The organism is Rhodococcus sp. LB1 (assembly GCF_001583455.1).
GTDB lineage: Bacteria > Actinomycetota > Actinomycetes > Mycobacteriales > Mycobacteriaceae > Rhodococcus_F > Rhodococcus_F opacus.
In genome coordinates, this window is sequence record NZ_LTCZ01000290.1 from 206,035 (window position 1) to 228,498 (window position 22,464).

A 22,464-nucleotide genomic window follows, 5' to 3' on the forward strand; every position below is an offset into this window, starting at 1 on the left:
TCATCCTTCGGTGGAGATCGTGTGGTCGAGATGGGTGTGAAGCTGCGCGTCCAGGTCGAAGATCTCGGTGAGGAGCGTGAATCCCTCGTCGGGCGCCACTCCGTCGAGTTCGAAGAACGGCGCCATGTCGTGTTGCCACCGGCGGTTGACGTCGGTGCGCGCCATGGCCGCCTGCGCCTGTTCGAGATTCTCCGACTCGACGTAGCCGACGATCAGCCCGTCCGGCCGGATGTGCAGCGAATAGTTGTGCCAGCCGCTGGCTTTCAGGGCCTCGAGCATCTCCGGCCAGACGCGGGCGTGACGGCGAACGTACTCCTCGATCCGGTCCGGCCGGAGCTGCAAGGTGAAGCAGTACTTGTTCATCGGTCGGTTCAGAAGTCGTACTGGTCGATGGTGTTCGCGTCGAACACGGTCGGCGGGCCGAGCACGACCTCACCGCCGGCGCCGATCGTGTACTCGCCGAGCTTGCCTGCCGTGAACTTCTGCCCCTCGGCGCCGGTGATCTGACCGGACGCCAGTGCGGCACCGGCGTAGGCGGAGAGGTAGCCGATGTTGGTCGGGTCCCAGAGCGCGAATTCCTTGACGGTGCCGTTCTTCACATATTCCCGCATCTGGTTGGGGGTACCGAGGCCGGTGAGGACGACGTTGCCCTTGTAGCTCGACGACGAGATGTAGCGGGCCGCGGCGGCGATGCCGACCGTCGTGGGCGACACGATCGCCTTCAGGTCGGGGTAGGTCTGCAGGAGGCCCTGCGTTTCCTGGAACGACTTCTGGTCGTCGTCGTTGCCGTACACGGTGGCCACGAGTTCGATGTTCTGGTACTCCGGCTTGCTCGCGAGCTCGGACTTCAGCACCTCGATCCAGGCGTTCTGGTTGGTGGCGTTGGGGGTCGCGGACAGCACGGCGATCTTGCCGGTGCCGCCGATCTGCTCGCTCGTCATCTTCGCGAGCGTCTCACCGACGCCCTGGGTGGTGGCCTGGTTGATGAACAGGTCGCGGCAGTCCTCGGCCGCGTCGGAATCGAACGTCACGACCTTGATGCCGGCGTCGCGGGCCTGGTTCAGCGACGGGCACACGGCGTTCGGATCGTTGGCCGCGATGTTGATCACGTTCTGGCCCTGCTGGATCAGCGTGTTGATGTAGGACACCTGCGAGGACGCGCTCGCATCGTTGGGGCCGACGAGCTTGTACTCGCCGCCGAACTCCTCCACTGCGGTCTTGCCGCCCCCGACCTCGATGTCCGAGTAGGGATTGTTGAGCTGCTTGGGGAGGAACGCGACCTGCAGACCGTCCTGGATCGGCGCGTCGGGGTTCGCGGTACCGGTGGCACGGTCGCCACCGCCCGAGTTCGACGCCGAATCCTGGGTGGTGCCGCCGCAGGCCGTCAGTCCGATCGAGACTGCGACGATCCCCGCCAGGGGAACGAAGGTCCGGCGGAATCGGGTCATGGTGGATCCTTTCCTCGTGTTCGCGTCACTGCGAACGCTGAAGTGAGAAAGAGCTGTGGAGCAGGGGAATTCAGGAGGCGTTCTGCAGCTTTCGACGCTGCGCGGACGTCCGCACGGTCTTCAGCAGATTCGGAAGCAGAACGGCCACGATCAAGAGAACGCCGGTGACGATGGTGAGCGCCTCGTTCGAGATGTCCTCGAGCCGCAGCGCATTCTGCAGCGTGGCGAGCAGCACCACCGCGGCGAGCACGCCGGCCAACCGGCCCTTGCCGCCGAAGATCGACACACCGCCGAGGAGCACCGCGGCGACCACGGCCAGTTCGAGACCGGATCCGTTGTCGGCCCTGGCGCTCGAGTACCGCAGACTCCACAGCACTCCGGCGAGGGCGGCGACCGCCCCGCACACCACGTAGAGCCAGAACTTCAGCCGCGCCCCGTCGATACCGGCGAAGCGCGCGGCCGTGTCGCTCGCGCCGGTGGCGTAGATGTCGCGACCGAGCGGCGTGGCCTGAAGGATCACCGCGAACACGACAGCCGCCACGACCAGCGGAATGGCGAGATTGGGAATGGACGTGCCCCCGACCGTTCCCGTCACCCACGACGTGTACGCCCGGGGGAAGTTGGACACCGCCTGGTCACCGAGGAGGACGAACGCGAGCCCGCGGAAGAGGGCAAGGGTGCCGATCGTGACGGCCAGGGACGGCAGGCCCAGCTTGGCGACCAGGAAACCGTTGAGGGCACCGAGGAGACAGCCGAGCAGGATGCACATCGGGATGATCATCTCGATGGCGAAGCCGTTGTTCCACATCCAGCCCATCGCGGCACCGCTCAGCCCCAGGACGCTCGCCACCGACAGGTCGATCTCCCCGGTGATGATGATGAACGTCATCGGCAGCGCGATCAGGAAGATCGGCGCCAGATCGAGGACGAGGAACGTGAAGTTCCGGCTGCTCCCGAAGTCGGGGTTGGTGACCGAGGCGACCACCAGCACGACGACCGTGATGGCGATGATCGCCGAATCCCAGCCGGCGAGCACCTCACGGACGCGGCCGACCGTCGACGTCCGACCTGCGGTGTCCGGCTGTGCGGTCGTCGCCGGCTCGATGGTGTCAGTCGACATGAGCGCTCCTCTTCCGAAGTTGCTGTGCGGCACGCACCGCGAGCAGCCGATCGGCCGCGATGGCGATGAGAATCAGCGCACCGACGATGGCCTGCTGCCAGAACTGGTTGATCTGGAGAACGGGCAGCGAACTGTTGATGGTGGTCAGGAGCAGCGCGCCGAGCGCGGCGCCCCAGACGGTGCCGACGCCACCGACCACGGCCACACCGCCCACGACGGCGGCCGCGATCACGTTGAGTTCGTAGCCGGATCCGGCGGCGGCGTCGACGGTGCCGAAACGCGCCGCGAACATGACCCCAGCGATTCCGGCCATGGCCCCGGAGAACACGAAGGCGAGCAGGATGCGCTTACCGACGGCGATGCCCGCGAGTTCGGCGGCGTGGCCGTTCGACCCGATGGCGTAGAGGTCGCGGCCGCTGCGGTACCGACGGAGATACACCCCGGCGAGGACCACCGCCACGACCGCGACGACGACGAGCACCGGGACACCGAGAAGCGTTGCGGTGCCCAGCTTCAGGAAGTTCGACGGCATCTCGTCGGCGGTGATCTGCTCGCCGCCCGCCCACAGGTAGGCGATGCCCCGGAAGATGTACATCGTGCCGAGCGTGACGACCAGGGCGGGAACTCCGCCGAACCGCACGAGCAGCGCGTTGGCGAGTCCGCAGATCGCGCCGACCACGATACCCGCGAGAATCCCCACCACGATCGGTGCGCCGTCGGCGCCCTTCATGACACTGCCCGCGGCGAACGCCGACAGGCCGAGAACCGAGCCGACCGACAGGTCGATGTTCTTGGTGATCATGACGACGGTCTGCCCGACCACCAGAACTCCGACGATCGATGCCGCCAGCAGGATGTCGCGAATACTCTGGGAGGACAGGAAATTGCTGTTCTGCATCGTGGTGACCACGACCAGCACGATCAGCGCGGCGAGGATGCCGAGCGAACGGACCTGCAACACCTTCTCGATCAGGGACGGCCCCTCGTCCGATTTCACCGACGGCTTCGCGGCGCCCGACGGCGCGACGCGGGTGGGTGCGCTCATGCGGCAGCCTCCGAACCCGTTGCAGCGAACATGATCTTCTCCTCGTCGGCCTCGGACCTGCTCAGTTCCGACACGATTCGTCCTTCCCTCATCACAAGGACGCGATCGGCCATCCCGAGCACCTCCGGCAGTTCGGAGGAGATCATCACGACGGCGACGCCCTCACTGGCGAGCGTCGAGATGATCCGGTGCACTTCGGCTTTGGTGCCGACGTCGATTCCGCGAGTGGGTTCGTCCACGATCAGGACGCTCGGTGCGGTGGCCATCCACTTGGCGAGCACGACCTTCTGCTGATTGCCACCCGACAGCACCCCGACGGGGTCGGTGATGCGCGCGTACTTGGTCTGCAGTTTCTTCGTCCACTCGTATGCCGACCGTCGCTCCCGTCCGCCGACGAGGAAGCCGAACCGCGCGAGGGCGGACGACCGCGTCAACGTGGCGTTGCGCTCGATCGACATGTCCAGGATCAGGCCCTGCTGGCGACGATCTTCCGGGACGAGCGCCATTCCGGCACGCATCGCGGCCTTCGGATTGCCCTTGCGCAGGCTCTTGCCGCGCACCCGGACGTCGCCGCTGTCGCGCGGGTCCACACCGAACGCCGATTGCATGACCTCGGACCGGCCGGCCCCGACGAGCCCGGACAGCGCCACGATCTCACCGGCCCGGACCTGGAAACTGATGTCGGAGAACACCCCTGCACGCGACAGGTTCTCGATCTCGAGGACGACGGCACCCGGTTCCACGTCGATCTTCGGGAACAGCGCGCCGAGGTCGCGGCCGACCATGCTGCGGACGAGGTCGTCGACCGTCAGTCCCGCCAGCTCCGACGTGGAGATGTGCCGTCCGTCGCGCATCACGGTGACCCGCTGGCACAACGCGAAGATCTCCTCGAAGCGGTGCGAGATGAACATGACCGCCGCGCCGGACGCGCAGAGGGACCGGGCGACCTTGAACAGCCGCTCCACCTCGTTGCCGGACAGCGCCGCGGTCGGCTCGTCCATGACGATGACGTTGGCGTCGGTGGAGAGCGCCTTCGCGATCTCGACGAGCTGCTGGTCGGCGATCGACAGCCCGCTGGCCAGCCGGTCCGGGTCCATCGGGACACCGAGACGGTCGAACAGCGCGCGGGCGGCGGTGTTCATCGCGCCGCGGTCGATCATTCCGAACCGGGCCCGCGGCTGGGTGCCGATGAAGATGTTCTCCGCAATGGTGAGGTCGGGGAACAGCGTCGGCTCCTGGTAGATGACCGCGATACCCCGGGCCTTGGCATCCGAGGGCGACCCGAGCGACACTTCCTCGCCGCCGACGAGGAGCGATCCGGTGTCGGGGCCGTGCACGCCGGCGAGCATCTTCACGATGGTCGACTTGCCTGCACCGTTCTCTCCGACGAGGGCGTGTGCCTCGCCGCCGTAGAGCGGAAACGACACACCCTGAACAGCAGCGACGTTGCCGAAGGACTTGGTGACGTCCCGAACTTCCAGCAACGGCACCGCAGGGGGGACGCTCATTCAGCACCTCCGATTGAAACGGTTCATTTCTCGTTCATGAAGCTAGGAGTGATAGGCGCCACAAGTCAAGAGGTTCGGCATAGCCCGTCACCACCGTGACCCTATCGTTATAAAAGCACGCCAGGTCCTTTACTGACCGCCTCGCATCGTCACGCCTGGCAGTCGGTCTTGATTCCGCCCCCGCGGACGGCGATACTGGGTCTGAAGCGATTCAAAACCGCCGGATTGTTCTCAGGCACCGGCCGACGCGACAATGTGCGCTGTCGAACGAGCCGGCTGAAGGGGGAATCGAATGGCAGCGTCCATGCGCGAGGTCGCCGCACTCGCGGGCGTCTCGATGGGAACGATCAGCAACGTGCTCAACCACCCCGAACTGGTGTCCGAGGCGACCCGTCAGCGAGTGCATGCGGCCATCACCCAGCTCGGCTTCGTCCGCAACGACGCCGCCCGCCAACTCCGCGCCGGCCAATCGCGGATGCTCGCCGTCGTCGTCCTCGACGCGCGCAACCCCTTCTTCGTCGACGTCGCGTCGGGCGCCGAGGAAGTCGCCGAGGCGAACGAGCTGCTGATGGTCATGGTCAGCACCGGCGAATCGGAAGAACGCGAGAACCGGCAGCTCGGTCAGCTCATGGAACAACGCGTCCACGGAATCCTGCTCTGCCCCACCGGCGAGAGCACCCCGATGCTCGCCAACCTCGACCGTCAGGGCACACCGGTGGTCCTGCTCGACCGCGGGTCCCGCACACCCGGCCGATCCTCCGTCGCCGTCGACGACGTCCACGGCGGCCGGATCGCCGCCCGCCACCTCATGGAGCAGGGGCACCGGAACCTCGTGTTCGTCGGCGGGCCCGACACCATCCGGCAGGTCCGCGACCGCCGGGACGGGGCGCTCAGCGCCGTCGCGGAATCGGCGAGCACGCGCATGCGCACCGTCGCCACCCCGTCCCTCAGCATCGAGGCCGGCGCCCAGGCGGCCCGCGAGATCCTCGCGATGGCGGGGGACGAGCGGCCCACGGCGGCGTTCTGCGCCAACGACCTGCTCGCGCTCGGAGTGCTCCAGGAGTTCATCCAGCACGGCAAGCGGGTGCCCGAAGACCTCGCGATCGTCGGGTACGACGACATCGACTACGCGGCCGGTGCGGCCGTGCCGCTGACCTCCGTCGCCCAGCCGCGGAACGAACTGGGACGAGCGGCGGCCGAGCTCCTGCTCGATCAGGTGAACAACCCCGACACCCACCGGCACCAGCAGCTCTCGTTCACCCCGACGCTCGTCGTCCGCGAGTCCACGGCCGCCTGCCCCGTGCGGGGTTGACGCGGGCCTGGACTCGCCAACCACGCACAGGGCCGAAGGCCTCAGGAGTATCTTTCGGACATGTCGAAGCCACCTCTGACACCGAAAGCCGCCGAGATGTTCGCTCGGCCCAATTACGCCACCATCGCCTGCGTCCGACCCGACGGCCAGCCCGTGTCCGTGGCCACCTGGTACCTGTTCGAGGACGGCAAGGTGCTGGTCAACATGGATGCCGAGCGCCGACGCCTGGACTACCTGCGCGGCGACCCCCGCGTCAGCCTCACCGCGATGGACCCCGACGACTGGATCACCCACGTCAGCGTCCAGGGCCGGGTGAGCGAATTCGTCGACGACGGCGAACTGGCCGACATCGACCGCCTCGCCACGCATTACACCGGCAAGCCGTACCCCGTCCGCGACCGGAAACGGGTCAGCGCCTGGATCGAGATCGACACCTGGCACGGCTGGGGGTCGCTGAAACAGTCCTGAACCGACTCCGCGACGACGACAACCGGCATGACGACGCCCCGCGCCGCAACGGTCCTCGCCGTGGCCACGGCGGTGATCGGCAGCCTGCTGCTGAGCGCACCACCGGTCCGCGAACCGGGACCGCCGGCGGCGACGGTCGCCCAGCCCGCCGCGCCTCCTCCGCCGCCGCCCGTGGTCCTGACCCCGGCGGAGGTCGAGGCCACGGTGATCCCGGCGATCGTCACGCTCGTCGCGGATTCGGGTCTCGTCGAAACCGCGGGAACGGGGATCGTGCTCACCCCCGACGGCGTCGTCCTCACCAACCATCACGTGATCGACGGCGCCCTCGACATCAGCGCGGTGAGCCTGGGCAACGGTGTGGAGTACGTCGCGGACGTCCTCGGGTACGACAGTTCGCGCGACGTCGCGGTACTCCGGCTCCAGGGCGCGGGCGACCTCCCGGTGGCGACCCTCGCGAAGGACACCGCCGTCGGCATCGGTGACCCGGTGACCGCCGTGGGTAACGCGGAGGGAGGCGGAGTTCCGGTGGCGGCCCGCGGGTTCGTGACCGACGTCGAGCAGACGATCACCGCCCGCAGTTCCACCGACGGTTCCCGGAACCGGCTGAACGGGCTGATCCAGATCGATGCGGCGGTACGTCCCGGCGACTCCGGCGGCCCCCTCGTCGACGCCACCGCCGCCGTCATCGGCGTCAACACCGCGGGCAACGCCGACTCCGATCCCGCGAAACCCGCTCCCACCCAGCCGAGATCGTATGCGGTGCCCATCGACACCGCGATGACGATCGTCGATCAGGTCCGCGCCGGAACCACGTCCGCCACCGTGCACATCGGCGACACCCCTCTCCTCGGGATCAGCGTCACCGACGACGATCGGGGCGCCGAAGTGCTCTGGGTCAGCATCGGTACTCCCGCCGACGACGCAGGCATCGAGATCGGGGACGTCATCACCGAATTCGACGGAACACCCATCCGGTCCTCGGACGATCTCAGCGAACGCATGATCGCACGGCACCCCGGCGACGAGGTCGCGGTGCGCTGGTTCGACGACACCGGCCGACAGCGATCGACGACGATCGTGCTCGAGAAGGGCCCGCCGCGGTAGTCAGGCGGTCTTGTCCCGGGCCACACCGTCCTCCGGCCGCACACGCGACGCGACGAAACGCGCGATACGCCGAAGCACCGCACGGCTTTCCGGCAGACCGGGCCACAGCGCCGGGAACGCGTGCACCTGGCCGTCCCAGATCTGCAGCGTCGTCGGAACACCCGCAGCGCTCAGCCGATACGCCATCAGCTCCGAATCCGACCGCAGCACCTCGCCTTCCGCAGCGACCAGCAGCACAGGCGGCAGACCCTCGAGAGCGCCGTTCACGGGTGACAGCGCAGGGTCGAGCACGCCGTCCACCTCGCCGCCGAGCTTGCCGATGGTGACGAGCGCCTCCACTGGCGCGAACACGTCGCGGGCGGCATTGGCGTGCACCAGCTTGTCCGCGCAGTCCAGGTCCAGCAGCGGAGACAGTCCGACCAGGCCCGCGGGCAGATCGACGCCCTCCTCGCGGGCCTTCAGCGCGGTCGCGAAGACGAGGAACCCACCCGCCGAGTCACCGGCGAACACTGTCCCGCCCGCGCGGGCTCCGTTCTCCAGCAACCACTTGTACGCCGTCAGGCAGTCGTCGACCGAACCGCTGATGTTCGTGTCGGGCAGTTGCCGGTAGCCGACGTGCATCACCGGCAGCCGGGTCAGCTTCGCGATCGTCGCGACCACCGGCCGATGCGTGTTCAGCCCGCAGCACAGGAACCCGCCGCCGTGCAGATAGAGGACGACGCCGTCACCGAGATCCGGTGACACCCCCGGCGCGCGCACGATCTCCGCGTCGAATCCGGGCAGTCGCACCTTCTGGCGGCGGATACCGGAAGCCGGACGGATCCCCGCCGCCATGTCCAGCAGCGCGGCCCTGCGAATCGCCGACTCGTTGATCGGGGCCATCCGCACCACCGGCCGGAGAAACCACCTGCATGCCTGGTAGAGAACCTGGGATTCGATACTCGGCCCCGCGAGCCTCGCACCCGAACGGTATTGGACGATCGGTGTCCCGTTCCGCTGCTGCGCGGACGGCTTGCGGTCGTTCGGCACAGATTTCATGCCTTCTCCCCTGGTCGCCGATACCCGTCGCCATTGACGGATACGTAACTTCAACCTTGGAGTACCCGCCGCGATCGTGTGTCACTCATGGTGGCTTCGGCCCCAAGTCGTTATCCCCTTTGCCCGAATCGTTATCGCGGGCGTGCCAAGTGGGACATCGGGCGTCCGGCTCAGCCGAAATCGAGGTCGTCGAGCTCCTCCACGACGGTGACCTTTCGCTTGCGTCCGCCCATCACCCTGCCGATGCCGCGGCGTCCGGTGTCCGCGTTGCCCGAGGGCAGGATCCGCTGCGGCGCCACCCGGGGTCGCGCCACGTGCACGGGAGGCACGGCCGCGGCGGCAGCCGGAGGTTCCACGGGTTCGGGAGCCGCGACGGGCGCTCGGGGCGGGAGGGGAGGCCGGGGCGGGAGTGGCGCCTTGACGGCGGCCACGGACGGCGACGTGACGACCGGCTCGAAGACCCGTTCGCGGCGAGGCAGGCCGGTTTCCCGGAGGTCCACGTCGTCCAGGTCGACCACCCACCGCACCCGGTGATCGAGACCACGTTCCTGCAGCTCGGCCCAGATCTCGTCATGCCACGTCGACGGCTCGCCACTACCGAACGCCCGGGAGTTCGCACTGACCCACACCACGTCCTCGGACGGGCGGCGATCGGCGATGTCCAGGACCGTCAGCCAGTTCACCGTGGCGGTGTAGCCGTGCCGCTTCTTGTCCACATAGGGGCGGCGACGCTGCAACTCGCGACCGGCGATCTCGAGGTGCGACGCGTGCGCCGGCTCGATCACGTCGCAGCCCATCGCCTCGAGCTGCCGGGCCAGCGAGTCGACGTACCCGTCGGCCTTGGCCCGGGCGGCATCCACGAAGACCGACAGATCCTCCCGGAGCCCGAGCCGGTCGTACATGCGCGCCTGGACGGTGAGGGCCTCGATCATCGCGACCGATTCGCGCTGGTACCGGTGCGCGACCTCGACGAGGACCAGGCGCGGCACGAGTAGCCGGCTCCCCTGCTCGAGGGCGCCGCGGACGAACGTCTCGAAGCGCACGTCTCGAGTGACGGCCGAGGTATCGAGAACAATCAGCATTGATCGATTCTCACCGAACACACCCGCCACACCAGAGAAGTTGCTGAGTCGTTACCGAAACACCCGGATAGGGCATCGCAGCACCCGGCGGGGCATTGCCGCGTGGTTGCCCCGGCAGCGCCTAGTGGATCTTGAAGATCACCGCGCGCTGCACGACGAAATTGATGACCGTCGCCGTGCCCTGGGCGATGACGAACGCGAGCGGCAGACGCCACCATTCGTCGGGGAATGCGTGGTACATCACCCAGTTGAGGCCCACCTGCACGGCGAACGTGACCGCGTAGAGGATGACGACGGCCACGAAGCGGGCGCGGCTCGGTTCGGCCTTGAACGTCCACCGGCGGTTGATCAGGTATGCGGTGGTGGTGCCCGCGATGAAGCTGATCGACTTCGCCACGTTCACGGGGAGCCCGACCACTTCCAACAGCAGGAAGTACAGCCCGAAGTCGACGATGGCCGACAATCCACCGGTCAGGACGAAACGGATGATCTGCGTCTTCAGGTCCAGTGCGTCGTCCGCGATGTTCTCGGTGACGGGGATCTCGACGGGGAGCGGAACGTGCGGTTCGTGCTCGTGACTCGGCTGGGTTTCTGACACGACGACGAGGCTAGCGCCCCGTGAGTACTTGTCGACCGCCCGCGGTGGATAAGCACGCACGGGCCCGCGGGGCCGGCCTCCGGGTACCCTCTACCTCGATGTCCACGACAGCAGAAGAGACGCCCACCCAGGCGCTCCCCACACAGACCCGCACCCTCACCGGCTGGGGACGCACCGCGCCCACCACCGCGCAGGTGCTGTCCACTCCCGACGTGGAAGTGATCGCGCGAGCGGTTGCCCAGGTCGCGGAGCAGAACGAGTCGAAGCCCGCTCACCTGCAGCGTGGGGTGATCGCCCGTGGCCTCGGCCGCTCCTACGGCGACCCGGCGCAGAACGCCGGTGGCCTGGTCATCGACATGAACGCGCTGAACCAGATCCACCGCATCGACCGCGACACCCACCTGGTCGAGGTCGACGCCGGCGTCAACCTGGACCAGTTGATGAAGGCGGCCCTGCCGTTCGGTCTGTGGGTTCCGGTGCTGCCCGGCACCCGGCAGGTCACCATCGGCGGCGCCATCGGCTCCGACATCCACGGCAAGAACCATCACAGCGCCGGCAGCTTCGGCAACCACGTGGTGTCCCTGGACCTGCTCACGGCCGACGGCAAGGTGCGGACGCTGACGCCGAAGGGCGGCCGCAACGACCCCAAGGGCGCGCTGTTCTGGGCGACGATCGGCGGCATGGGCCTGACGGGCATCATCCTCAAGGCCACCATCAAGATGACGCCCACCGAGACGGCGTACTTCATCGCCGACGGCGACGTCACCCAGACGCTCGACGAGACCATCGCGCTGCACAGCGACGGCAGCGAATCCAACTACGAGTATTCGAGCGCCTGGTTCGACGCCATCGCGGCGCCGCCGAAGCTGGGTCGCGCCGCGATCTCCCGCGGTTCGCTCGCGAAGCTCGACCAGTTGCCGGCCAAGCTGCAGAAGAACCCCCTCGCGTTCGACGCGCCGCAGCTGCTGACGTTCCCGGACGTCTTCCCGAACGGTCTCGCCAACAAGTTCAACTTCTCGATGATCGGCGAGCTGTGGTTCCGGAAGTCCGGCACGTACCGCGACAAGGTTCAGAACTTGACGCAGTTCTACCACCCGCTCGACATGTTCGGTGAATGGAACCGCGCCTACGGATCCAACGGATTCCTGCAGTACCAGTTCGTGGTGCCGACCACCGCGGTCGAGGAATTCAAGGCCATCATCCGCGACATCCAGAAGTCGGGGCACTACTCGTTCCTCAACGTGTTCAAGCTGTTCGGCGAGGGCAACCAGGCCCCGCTGAGCTTCCCGATCCCGGGCTGGAACATCTGCGTCGACTTCCGCATCAAGCCCGGCCTGAACGAGTTCGTCACCGAACTCGACAAGCGGGTCCTGAAGTTCGGCGGCCGCCTCTACACGGCCAAGGACTCGCGGACCACCGCCGAGACCTTCCACGCCATGTACCCGCGGATCGACGAGTGGATCGCCACCCGCCGCAAGTACGACCCCACCAATGTCTTCGCCTCCGATATGTCCAGAAGGTTGGAACTCTAGTGATCAACGCTGTCGGGAACCCCCAGACTCTCCTGCTGCTCGGTGGCACCTCCGAGATCGGTCTCGCAATCTGCGAGGAGTACCTGAAGAAGGCGCCGATGCGGGTGATCCTCGCCGCGCTGCCGGGTGATCCCGGTCGCGATGCCGCCGTCGCCCAGCTGAAGGCGGCCGGCGCCAACGCCGTCGACGTCATCGACTTCGACGCCGTCGACACCGAGAGCCACCCGAAGGTCATCGACGAGGCGTGGGCCAAGAGCGACGTCGACGTCGCCATCGTCGCGTTCGGCCTGCTCGGCGACGCCGAGGAACTGTGGCAGAACCAGCGCAAGGCCGTCCAGATCGCCGAGGTCAACTACACGGCCGCGGTGTCGGTGGGCGTGCTCGTGGGCGAGAAGATGAAGGCACAGGGCTTCGGCCAGATCATCGCCATGTCGTCCGCCGCAGGCGAGCGCGTGCGGCGCTCCAACTTCGTGTACGGATCCACCAAGGCCGGACTCGACGGCTTCTACCTCGGACTCGGTGAGGCACTGCGTGAGTTCGGTCCGCGCGTCCTCGTCATCCGACCCGGCCAGGTCCGCACCCGCATGTCCGCGGACGTGAAGGAAGCCCCGCTCACCGTGAACAAGGAAGACGTGGCCAAGCTCGCCGTCACGTCGGCGGAGAAGGGCAAGGATCTCGTGTGGGCGCCGGGCGCCTTCCGCTACGTGATGATGATCCTGCGGCACATCCCGCGACCGATCTTCAAGAAGCTGCCCATCTAAGCTTCGCCCTCGTGACGGAAGCAGACGTAGCACCGGCCCGACGGTCCCTGTCGACAGCTCTCGAAATGCTGCTGGGGGCCGTCGTGGCCGCAGTGGTGGCGGCGGTCGGACTGTTCGCGTTCGCGCGGGTGCAGTGGCCGGCGTTCAACTCGTCCAACGTGACTCAGGCCGTCACCACGGTCGGCCAGGTCGTGGCCATCGCGGGAATCGCGGTGTCGGTGCTGCTCGTGCGACTGCACCGGGCTCCGCGGTTCGCCCGGCTGCTGTCGTGGGCGAGCCTGTCCGGGTTCGTGACCGTCACCCTCGGCCTGCCTCTCGCGGCCACCAGGCTTTATCTCCACGGCGTCTCCGTCGACCAGGAGTTCCGCACCGAGTACCTCACGCGGCTGACCGACTCGGCGGCACTGCGCGACATGACGTACGCCGACCTGCCGCCGTACTACCCGGCCGGCTGGTTCTGGGTGGGCGGACGCGTCGCCAACCTCCTCGGCATGGACGGCTGGGAAGCCTTCAAGCCGTACGCCATCGGATCGCTCGCCGTCGCAGCCGTCGTGGCACTGGTGTTGTGGAGCAACCTGATCCGCCACGACCTGGCCATCGTGGCGTCCCTCGCGACCACGGCACTCGTCCTGGCCTACGGGTCACCCGAACCGTACGGCGCCGTCATCACCCTGCTGATCGGTCCCGCACTCGTCCTCGCCTGGGGCGGGCTGCACCGTGTCGACGGTCGCGGCGGCTGGGGCGCCGTGATCGGCACCGGTCTGTTCCTCGGTCTCGCCGCCACGTTCTACACGCTGTATCTCGGACTCGCCGCCTTCGCGATCACCCTGCTCGCACTGCTGGCCGCAACCCTGCGGATTCGCGCCCAGAAGTCGTGGCGGGCGGCGATCGATCCGCTCGTCCGGCTGATCGTGATCGCCGCCGTGTCCGGCCTTCTCGCGCTGACCGTCTGGCTGCCGTATCTGCTGAAGGTCGTGGGAGGTTCGCCCGCGGCGTCGGGAACAGCACTGCACTATCTGCCCGAGGCAGGCGCGCATCTGCCGCTGCCGATGATCCACTTCTCCCTCACCGGGGCACTGTGCCTGCTCGGCACCATCTGGCTCGTCGCCCGCGCGTCGACGTCGCGGCGCGCGCAGGCACTCGGCGTCGGAGTGGTGGCCATCTACCTGTGGTCGCTGCTGTCGATGGCGTTCACCGTGCTCGGCAGCACCCTCCTCTCGTTCCGGCTCGAGCCTGTGCTGATCGTCCTGCTCGGCGCGGCAGGTGTCTTCGGATTCGTCGAATTCGCAGGATGGCTCGTGCTCGCGACCAGCGACAACCCTCGGGTCAAGGGGGCGGTCCTGGTGATCGGGGTGCTGGGCGCGCTGTCGTTCGTCCAGAACATCCCCAAGTTCCTCGACTCCGACATCGCTGTCGCCTACACCGATACCGACGGCAACGGCGAACGCGCCGACCAGCGCCCACCCGGCGCCGCCGCCCACTACACGGCAGTCGACGAGCTGATCCAGGCGCAGGTCCCCCGCGCCCGCGACGACACGGTGGTCCTCACCGCCGACACCAGTTTCCTCAGCTTCTACCCCTACCTCGGGTTCCAGGCGCTGACGTCGCACTACTCGAATCCCCTGGCGGACTTCGCCGGACGCGCCCGGACCATCTCGGAGTGGAGCGAGCTCGAGACGCCCGACCAACTGGTGACCGCACTCGACACGGCGCCGTGGCGCGCCCCCGACGCGTTCGTGTTCCGCCAGGGCCCCGACGGGTACACGCTGCGGCTCGCCGAGGACGTGTATCCCAACGACCCCAACGTGCGCCGCTACACCGTCACGTTCCCGAAGGAACTGTTCGACGACCCTCGATTCACGGTATCGGAGACCGGACCGTTCGTGGTCGTCACAAGAAACTGATCGGTCTGTTCACGTTTACCTCACCCTGCCCGCGGGAACCCCGCACCCAATCAGGGAGGCGGGAATTTTCCGCGCCCCGAGGGGAATTGTCGGGTCGTCGCGAGGAGCGGTCATGCCGGATGCAGTGGAGCCTCGACGTGCCGGTAGCGGTGCCGAGAACTATCTTCTCGGCACCGCCGGCGGTGAGGTGGTCGTGCATGCCGGACTCGTCGTGACGATCGGAGCGATCGTCGGTGTCTACGTCGGGCACTGGGTGCTTTTCGTGATCGCCTTGCTCGGCGCCGCCGTGTGGATCACAGGCGACATCGTCGTCCATGTCAGTCGACAAAGGTCGCCGGACATCAGTCCGGCGACCCCTGTCAGGCACCCTGTCGGGCGGGCTGCCTAGTTGAGCTTCTGCGGCACACCGTAAGTCATCACGGTGTCACCGTTCTCCGTCACGGCCATCGCGTACGGACGGATGGTGACCGGCCCGATAGCACCGGAGATGGAGCCATGAACTCCCTGCATCCTGACCACAGCGGCCGATCCGTCGAACTCCTGACCCTCGAGGAGCGGAACGGTGGTGATTCCACCGGGCTCCAGGTCGATGTCGAGTTCCTGCGACGGAATGATGTCACCGGCGAGTTCCGCGTTGGTCCCCGCGTTGAGATTCAGACTTTCGAACCCCATCGTGCCGAAACCGATGTCGATTCCATTGCTCGACCCGATTGCGAACCCGAGTCCGGGCGAATTGAGAACGATCGTCGCGCCGGCCAATGCGACCGGATAACCGATCTGATAACCGACGGTGAGCTGAGTTCCCTCGAACTCCTCCGCGTTCGGGCCGGTAATGGCGACCCCCGCGTAACCGTTGTGGAAGAACTCCACGCTGGTGGGTACGCCGTCCAGCGGCGGCACCGTCTGATACACCGTGTCGCCCTGCACGACTTCGATGCGATTTCCCCTTGCATCGATCACGGAGCTGGAATTGTCCACGCCGGCCGACGCGGAGCCATTACCCATGACCATGGCGAGCGCGGCGATGCCTGCGACTGCCACCGAGCGTGTAAACCGTTTGTACCCAAATCGAGATGTGCTGATGTCCGTCATGCCGACCCCATTCAGAGTGCACTGCAACCGATACGAAAAAGCATGCTGAGCGTAACCAGTGGGGCAGGAGAATATCCCTGTATTGATCAGAAGTTCACAAATCAACTTGATGTGATACACGCAACAATCACGCGATCGCAACCCAGGAAGCTCTCAGCGACCTCCGGTACCCTCGGTCGATTGACATCGACCCGAGAACCGGAGGCGCAGCTGCGTGACTGAGATACTCACCCAGGTCGAGACCACTCGGCAGGCAGAGAGCACCAGCACCACTGCTCGCCCTCTCCGCTCCCGCCTCCGGCCGCACCCGGCCGACGTCGCGGCGATCGTCTTCTATGTCGGCCTCGCCGCATTCGTGTTGGCCCGCCAGTGGAAACACCTCGGAACCGGCTATCTGGTGCGCAGCGGCCAGGACCAGACGATGTGGGAATGGTTCTTCGCGGTCGCGGCACGCTCACTGGTCCATCTGGAGAATCCGCTGTCCAGCGACCTGCAGAACTATCCGCTGGGCGTCAACCTCATGGGTAACACGGCGATGTTCGGCATCAGCATTCCGCTGGCGCCGGTCACGCTGTTGTTCGGACCCAACGTCACATTCACTCTCGCGCTCACACTTGGCCTGTCGGGCACGGCAATTGCCTGGTATTGGGTGTTTTCGCGGCATGTGGTGTCGTCGCGACTCGCGGCCGCCGTCGGCGGTGGTCTGTGCGGTTTCGCCCCCGCCCTGATCTCGCACACCAACGGGCACCCCAACTTCGTCGCCCTGTTCCTGCTGCCCTTCATCGCGCTGGCCGTGATCAGGCTGGGCAGCGGGGCGCGCCCGGTGCGCGACGGCATCCTTCTGGGCCTGCTGATCGCCTATCAGATATTCCTCGGCGAAGAACCGCTGCTGATCTACGCTCTGGCGTTCGCGGTCTTCGGTGCCGCCTTCGCCGCGTCGCGCCCGCGAGCGGCATTCGCGGCGGCCAAGCGCAGCATCAAGGGATTCGCGATCGCGGGCGGCATCGCGCTGGCCATCGCCGCCGTACCCCTGTGGTGGCAGTTCTTCGGACCCGACAGCTACCGGGCGATCGAACACGGCCCGGTCGGCAACGACACCGAGGCGTTCACCAGCTTTCCGACCTCCTCGCTGGCCGGCGAGCCCGGGTCCGCCGAGTTCAGCATGAACGCCACCGAGGAGAACGCGTATTTCGGCTGGCCCCTGCTGATCCTCCTCGGCCTGTCGGCCCTGTGGCTGTGGCGCATGCCGCTGGCTCGCGCCGCGGCCGCGACCGTCGCCGTGATGGGCGTCCTGTCACTCGGGACATCGCTGACGATCGGCGGCTGGGACACCGGAATTCCCCTGCCGTGGAAGCTGATCTCACACCTGCCGCTCCTCGAGTCCGTTCTCGAATCGCGCTTCGCGATGGGCTGCCTGCCCGCCGCTGCCCTGCTGCTCGCGCTGGGCACCGACCGCGCCCTGGCGTCCGCCCGCGAGGGCCAGCGGACCACCACCCTGCTCTGGGTCGGCTGGCTCGCGGTGGCGCTGCTTCCGCTGACACCCACGCCGCTCGCCGTCGTGCAGCGCGACACCGCACCAAGTTTCTTTGCCGACGGCACGTGGCGGGAGTACGTCACCGAGGGCTCCGTCGTCACGGTGCCGCTCCCCTCCCCGGAGAACGCGCGGATGCTGCGCTGGCAGACCGAGCAGGATCTTGCATTCCCCATCGCCGGAGGGTATTTCGTCGGCCCAGCCGGCAGCGAGGACCAGGGAAAGTACGGGCCCGACGATCGCCCCACCGCACTACTGCTCGCGTCCGCACAATCGTCGGGCCAGGTGCCTGCCATCGACGAGGCGACGAAAGCCCAGGCACTGACGGACCTGAAATTCTGGAACGCCGACGTCCTGGTCCTGCCGCACACCCAGAACGATCGCGTTCTGCGCGAGACGGTCCAGCAGCTCGTCGGGGCGCCCGCAAAGCCGGTCGACGGCGTGTGGGTGTGGGACGTGCGAGCACTGACGTAGGAAAGACCTACCGCGTCAACACTTCCGGACCGTCCTCACCGATGGCGACGGTGTGCTCGCTGTGCGCGGCACGGGCACCCGTCGCCGTGCGGAGCGTCCAGCCGTCTGCCTCGTGCCGGTAGTCGTCGGTGCCGTCGGCGATGAGCATGGGTTCGATCGCGATCACCATCCCCGGACGCAGCAGCATTCCCTTCCCGACGCGTCCCTCGTTGGGCACGTGCGGATCTTCGTGCATCTGCCTGCCGATGCCGTGCCCGCCGTGGTCGGCGAGCATCCCGTATCCCGCGCCGCGCGCGAACAGTCCGATGGCGGCACCGATGTCTCCCAACCGGTTTCCCGGCCGGGCGGCTGCAATGCCGTGCGCGAGAGCGGCTTCGGTGGCCTCGACGAGTGCGATGTCCGCCGGGTCCGCCGTTCCCACGACGAAACTCACGGCGGCGTCCCCGCACCAGCCGGCGAGCCTGGCGCCGCAGTCGATGCTGACGAGGTCACCGTCGCGGAGTTGATATTCCCCGGGAATGCCGTGCACCACAGCATCGTTCACGCTCGCACAGATGACCCCGGGAAACGGGCTGGGCGCCCAGTTCGGGTGATAGTCGAGGAACACGGGCTCCGCCCCCGCGTCGCGGATCACCGCGGCGGCCACCGCATCGAGGCCCTGGAGCGTCACCCCGATCGCGGCTGCCTCACGCACGGCGGCCAGAGCGTCGGCCACCACCCGGCCCGCCGCGCGCATCGCCTGCACCTCGGCCGCCGTCTTCAACTCGACCACAACACCCTCCACGACTGAATCCAATTTCTATACCGGTATTATCATATGGCACATGGTGCGTGTGCCGTTGACAGCAGAAGAACTCGAACGCGGGCAGAGGCTGGGTGAGCTCCTGCGATCCGCGCGAGGAGACATGAGCATGGTCACGGTCGCACTCGACGCCGGCATCTCCGTCGAAACCCTGCGCAAGATCGAGACCGGACGCATCGCGACACCCGCGTTCTTCACGATCGCCGCGGTCGCCCGGGTTCTCGACCTCTCCCTCGACGACGTCGCCGCGGTCGTGACCTTCGGTCCCGTGAGTACTTATTAACCGCCGCGCGTTAACAAGTACTCACAGGTGGCGGAGCCACCATCGCCTAACATCGTTCTGTGCCGTCCCAACCCCCGCCGCCTGACCTTCGGACCATCCGCACTTCCCGGCTCATCGCGATCGTCACCGGCCTGATCGGGTTCGTGCTCGCGCTGGCCACCCCGTTCCTGCCGGTGAAGCAGGACGCCGCGTCGATCGACTGGCCGCAGGACGGCACCCTGAACAGCGTCGAGGCGCCGCTGGTCTCGTACACACCGCTGGACATGCAGGTGAACGTGCCGTGCTCGGTGTTCACGCAACTCGGACCCGACGGCGGCACCGTCGTCTCCACCCTCCCGAATCGCGCGCCCGACTTCGAGAAGAACGGTCTCGTCGTGAAGGGAGGCGCCGGCGGCACGGTCGACGTCACGATTCGCGGCATCTCCCTGATCTCGGCGGACGCCGCGGACCTCCAGGGCTGCACCGCTCTCACCGTCACATCCGACCATCAGCGGACGTCGGCCGAGATCACCGGAACCGCCGAACCCCTCGCCGGTTCCGTCGAGGGCGACCAGCGCCCGCAGATGGTCGGCCTGTTCACCGACCTGCAGGGCGCGGCGCCGGCGGAGTTGAACGTGCACGTCCACCCCGACTCCCGATTCTCGTCCAGCCCCACCCTGCTCAAACTGCTGGCGATGATCGTGTGCGTCCTCGCAACACTGACTTCGCTGTACGCGTTGCACCGTGTGGACGGCATCGACGGTCGTCGCGCCCGCCGCTTCCTGCCCGCGCACTGGTGGAAGTTCACCGGTGTCGACGCGGTCGTGATCGGGACGCTGCTGCTGTGGCACGTGGTCGGTGCCAACACCTCCGACGACGGCTACCTCCTCGGCATGGCCCGGGTGTCGGAGCATTCCGGCTACATGGCCAACTACTTCCGCTGGTTCGGTGTCCCCGAGGCACCGTTCGGATGGTCGTACGAGCTCCTCGCGGCGCTGGCGAAGGTGAGCACCGCGAGCATGTGGATGCGACTGCCGACGCTCCTCGCCGCCCTGCTCTGCTGGATGGTGATCAGCCGAGAGGTCATTCCCCGCCTCGGTGTGGCCGTGCGCCGCAACAGAACTGCCCTCTGGACCGGCGGACTGGTCTTCCTGGCGTTCTGGTTGCCGTACGACAACGGGCTGCGCCCCGAACCCGTCATCGCGCTCGGCGCCCTCCTCACGTGGTGTTCGATCGAGCGCGCCATCGCCACCGGACGACTACTCCCCGGCGCCGTCGCCGTGCTCATCGCCGCGTTCTCCCTCGCGGCCGGACCGTCGGGCCTGATCTGTATCGCCGCCCTGATCGCCGGCGCGCGGCCGATCCTGCAGATCGTGATCGCGCGCGGCCACCGAGTGGGTTTCGCGTCCCAGATCCTGCCGATCCTCGCCGCGGGAACCGTCGTGATGGTGGCCGTCTTCGCGGATCAGACACTCGCGACGGTGCTCGAGTCGACGCGCGTCCGCACCGCCCTCGGGCCCAACGTGGCCTGGTTCGACGAACGGCTGCGCTGGGATTCGCTCATGGGGATCTCGCCGGACGGCTCGCTGGCCCGCCGATTCGGCGTGTTCGTGATGCTGCTGTGCGTCGTGGTCTGCGTGATGCTGATCCTGCGCAAGGGGAAGGTGCCCGGGACCGCGATCGGACCGTCCCGCCGCATTCTCGGCATCGTGTTCGCGTCACTGCTGCTGATGATGTTCACGCCCACCAAGTGGACCCACCACTTCGGTGTGTACGCGGGGCTCGCCGGCTCGGTCGCGGTGCTCGCGGCGGTCGGGGTGGGGGCCGCGAGCATCCGCTCCAAACGGAACCGCACCCTGTTCGCCGCGGGGGTCCTGTTCATCCTCGCGGTCGCGTTCACCAGCTCCAACGGCTGGTGGTACGTGTCCAGCTACGGCGTCCCGTGGTGGGACAAGCCGCCGATGATCGCGGGCAAGGGCTTCTCCACGCTGTTCCTGGGCCTCACGGTGCTCACGCTGCTCCTCGCCGCCTGGTACCACGTCCGCGAACCGTACGAGAACGGCAAGAAACCCAACGGCAAGCGTGCCCGGATGCTCGCGCCGTCGCCGCTGACCGTCGCGGCCGGTGCCGTCGTCCTGTTCGAGGTGCTGTCGCTGCTGAAGGGGGCCGTCGCGCAGTACCCCGGTTACTCCATCGCCAAAGCCAACATCGAGTCGGTGACCGGCAACTCGTGTGCGCTCGCCGACGAGGTCCTCGTCGAGACCGACCCCACCGCCGCCCAGCTGCAGCCGCTCACCCCGGTCACCGACCCGAACGGCGCAGGCGCATTCGGCACGACCGCCGCGGAGGGCTTCACCCCCAACGGCATCGCCGACGACCTCACCGCCGACTCCGAGAAGATCGCCACCGGCGGCGCGAACACCGTCGACACCGAGACCGACGAGACGACGACGGGCACCAGCTCCGGCACCGGTGGCGGCACCGAGGCCACCGCCGGAGTCAACGGCAGCACCGTGACGCTGCCGTTCGGCCTCGACCCTGCCCGGACCCCGGTCCTCGGCAGCTACCAGCCGGGCGGGGAGCAGAAGCCGGCCTCCCTCACCACCGGCTGGTACGGGCTGCCCGACCGCAGCGACGACGCACCGATCCTCACCATCTCGGCCGCCGGACGCATCCGGTCGGTCGACGCGGACGGCGTCGTCACCCCCGGCCAGAGCCTGAAGGTCGAGTACGGGGTCACCGGTCCCGACGGATCCGTCACCGCGCTCGGCACCGTCGACCCGATCGACATCGGACCGTCCCCGTCGTGGCGCAACCTGCGCGTGCCGCTCGACCAGCTGCCCGCCGAGGCGAACACGGTCCGGCTCGTCGCGGACGACCCGGACACCGATCCCGGCCAGTGGCTGGCGGTGACGCCGCCCCGGGTGCCGACGATGCAGACACTGCAGACGGTCGTCGGGTCCAGCGACCCCGTGCTCCTCGACTGGGCCGTCGGGCTCGCGTTTCCCTGCCAGCGGCCCTTCGACCACCGCTACGGCGTCGCCGAGGTCCCGCAGTGGCGTGTCCTCCCCGACCGCATCGGCGCCGAGTCCACCAATGCCTGGCAGGACAAGTTCGGCGGCGGCCCGCTGGGCTGGACCGACCAGCTGCTGTCGGCGAGCACCCTGGCCACCTACCTGTCGAACGACTGGGACCGCGACTGGGGCTCGCTCGAGCGGTACACCCCGCTCGACGAGTCGGCGACGCCCGCGCAGGTCGAATCCGAACAGGTGACCAGGTCGGGCACCTGGTCGGCCGGACCGGTGCGTTACTACTAGAAGTGTCCCTACCCTCTGGTAGGCGGCAATATGCCTACTCAGGTTCCTGACATACCATCGACAACC

Annotated in this window: 20 protein-coding genes; 10 read left to right on the top strand and 10 right to left on the bottom strand. The window is 67.6% G+C overall.

The window, feature by feature from the left end; genetic code table 11:
• The 5 genes from AZG88_RS30490 to AZG88_RS30510 all read right to left on the bottom strand — a co-directional run bounded on the left by AZG88_RS30490 (position 1) and on the right by AZG88_RS30510 (position 5,121).
• Positions 1 to 363 carry an L-rhamnose mutarotase gene (locus AZG88_RS30490; RefSeq protein WP_061041685.1) on the bottom strand — a complete coding sequence of 121 codons (363 nt, stop codon included), beginning with the start codon at positions 361 to 363 and terminating at the stop codon, positions 1 to 3.
• Positions 364 to 371: 8 nt separating this feature from the next.
• Positions 372 to 1,448, bottom strand: a complete 1,077-nt coding sequence (rhaS, locus tag AZG88_RS30495) for a rhamnose ABC transporter substrate-binding protein (RefSeq protein WP_061699992.1) — start codon at positions 1,446 to 1,448, stop codon at positions 372 to 374.
• Between the two features lie 70 nt (positions 1,449 to 1,518).
• Positions 1,519 to 2,568 carry an ABC transporter permease gene (locus tag AZG88_RS30500; protein WP_005248812.1) on the bottom strand — a complete coding sequence of 350 codons (1,050 nt, stop codon included), beginning with the start codon at positions 2,566 to 2,568 and terminating at the stop codon, positions 1,519 to 1,521.
• On the bottom strand, positions 2,558 to 3,613 hold the full coding sequence (locus AZG88_RS30505; RefSeq protein WP_061041686.1) for an ABC transporter permease: 1,056 nt from the start codon (positions 3,611 to 3,613) through the stop codon (positions 2,558 to 2,560). Before AZG88_RS30505 ends, AZG88_RS30500 begins: the two co-directional genes overlap by 11 nt.
• Positions 3,610 to 5,121, bottom strand: coding sequence for a sugar ABC transporter ATP-binding protein (locus tag AZG88_RS30510; protein ID WP_061699993.1), 1,512 nt, complete (start codon positions 5,119 to 5,121; stop codon positions 3,610 to 3,612). Before AZG88_RS30510 ends, AZG88_RS30505 begins: the two co-directional genes overlap by 4 nt.
• A 292-nt stretch (positions 5,122 to 5,413) precedes the next feature.
• Between AZG88_RS30510 and AZG88_RS30515 the strand changes: the two genes are divergently transcribed.
• From AZG88_RS30515 to AZG88_RS30525, 3 genes are read left to right on the top strand one after another with little or no spacing between them, the layout of a single operon-like run.
• Positions 5,414 to 6,433, top strand: coding sequence for a LacI family DNA-binding transcriptional regulator (locus AZG88_RS30515; RefSeq protein WP_005248815.1), 1,020 nt, complete (start codon positions 5,414 to 5,416; stop codon positions 6,431 to 6,433).
• A gap of 60 nt (positions 6,434 to 6,493) precedes the next feature.
• Positions 6,494 to 6,901: a PPOX class F420-dependent oxidoreductase gene (locus AZG88_RS30520; RefSeq protein ID WP_061699994.1), complete on the top strand. Its 408-nt coding sequence runs from the start codon at positions 6,494 to 6,496 to the stop codon at positions 6,899 to 6,901.
• A 27-nt stretch (positions 6,902 to 6,928) separates the two neighbouring features.
• The gene (locus tag AZG88_RS30525) at positions 6,929 to 8,005 is read left to right on the top strand and encodes a S1C family serine protease (RefSeq protein WP_061699995.1); all 1,077 of its coding nucleotides are present in this window, start codon (positions 6,929 to 6,931) and stop codon (positions 8,003 to 8,005) included.
• Here the strand turns inward: AZG88_RS30525 and AZG88_RS30530 are convergent, their stop codons facing one another.
• From AZG88_RS30530 to AZG88_RS30540, 3 genes are all read right to left on the bottom strand, one after another.
• Positions 8,006 to 9,043, bottom strand: a complete 1,038-nt coding sequence (locus tag AZG88_RS30530) for an alpha/beta hydrolase (protein WP_061041690.1) — start codon at positions 9,041 to 9,043, stop codon at positions 8,006 to 8,008.
• A gap of 170 nt (positions 9,044 to 9,213) precedes the next feature.
• Complete coding sequence (locus tag AZG88_RS30535) at positions 9,214 to 10,125, bottom strand: PIN domain-containing protein (protein ID WP_061699997.1); 912 nt, start codon at positions 10,123 to 10,125, stop codon at positions 9,214 to 9,216.
• Positions 10,126 to 10,246: 121 nt separating this feature from the next.
• Positions 10,247 to 10,723: a GtrA family protein gene (locus tag AZG88_RS30540; RefSeq protein WP_005248820.1), complete on the bottom strand. Its 477-nt coding sequence runs from the start codon at positions 10,721 to 10,723 to the stop codon at positions 10,247 to 10,249.
• Between the two features lie 98 nt (positions 10,724 to 10,821).
• Here AZG88_RS30540 and AZG88_RS30545 point away from each other — a divergent pair, with 98 nt between their 5' ends.
• From AZG88_RS30545 to AZG88_RS30560, 4 genes are all read left to right on the top strand, one after another.
• A complete protein-coding gene (locus tag AZG88_RS30545) occupies positions 10,822 to 12,255 on the top strand; it encodes an FAD-binding oxidoreductase (RefSeq protein WP_005248821.1) in 1,434 nt (477 codons plus the stop codon).
• On the top strand, positions 12,255 to 13,016 hold the full coding sequence (locus AZG88_RS30550; RefSeq protein WP_005248822.1) for a decaprenylphospho-beta-D-erythro-pentofuranosid-2-ulose 2-reductase: 762 nt from the start codon (positions 12,255 to 12,257) through the stop codon (positions 13,014 to 13,016). Before AZG88_RS30545 ends, AZG88_RS30550 begins: the two co-directional genes overlap by 1 nt.
• 11 nt (positions 13,017 to 13,027) lie before the next feature.
• Positions 13,028 to 14,920: a galactan 5-O-arabinofuranosyltransferase gene (locus AZG88_RS30555; RefSeq protein ID WP_197487963.1), complete on the top strand. Its 1,893-nt coding sequence runs from the start codon at positions 13,028 to 13,030 to the stop codon at positions 14,918 to 14,920.
• 112 nt (positions 14,921 to 15,032) lie between these two features.
• Positions 15,033 to 15,308, top strand: a complete 276-nt coding sequence (locus AZG88_RS30560) for a hypothetical protein (protein ID WP_061700001.1) — start codon at positions 15,033 to 15,035, stop codon at positions 15,306 to 15,308.
• On the opposite strand, the gene AZG88_RS30565 is transcribed toward AZG88_RS30560, so the two are convergent.
• Complete coding sequence (locus tag AZG88_RS30565; protein ID WP_061041694.1) at positions 15,305 to 16,012, bottom strand: MspA family porin; 708 nt, start codon at positions 16,010 to 16,012, stop codon at positions 15,305 to 15,307. The two genes, AZG88_RS30560 and AZG88_RS30565, sit on opposite strands and share 4 nt — an antisense overlap.
• Positions 16,013 to 16,226: 214 nt before the next feature.
• Between AZG88_RS30565 and AZG88_RS30570 the strand changes: the two genes are divergently transcribed.
• Entirely contained in the window at positions 16,227 to 18,017 is a 1,791-nt protein-coding gene (locus AZG88_RS30570) for a hypothetical protein (protein ID WP_061041695.1), read from the top strand.
• 7 nt (positions 18,018 to 18,024) lie between these two features.
• On the opposite strand, the gene map is transcribed toward AZG88_RS30570, so the two are convergent.
• Positions 18,025 to 18,789, bottom strand: coding sequence for a type I methionyl aminopeptidase (map, locus tag AZG88_RS30575; protein ID WP_005248827.1), 765 nt, complete (start codon positions 18,787 to 18,789; stop codon positions 18,025 to 18,027).
• A gap of 52 nt (positions 18,790 to 18,841) precedes the next feature.
• On the opposite strand from map, the gene AZG88_RS30580 reads away from it, so the two are divergent.
• Entirely contained in the window at positions 18,842 to 19,102 is a 261-nt protein-coding gene (locus AZG88_RS30580; protein WP_005248828.1) for a helix-turn-helix domain-containing protein, read from the top strand.
• Positions 19,103 to 19,161: 59 nt separating this feature from the next.
• Entirely contained in the window at positions 19,162 to 22,398 is a 3,237-nt protein-coding gene (locus AZG88_RS30585; RefSeq protein WP_061041696.1) for an arabinosyltransferase domain-containing protein, read from the top strand.
• Positions 22,399 to 22,464 lie beyond the last annotated feature (66 nt).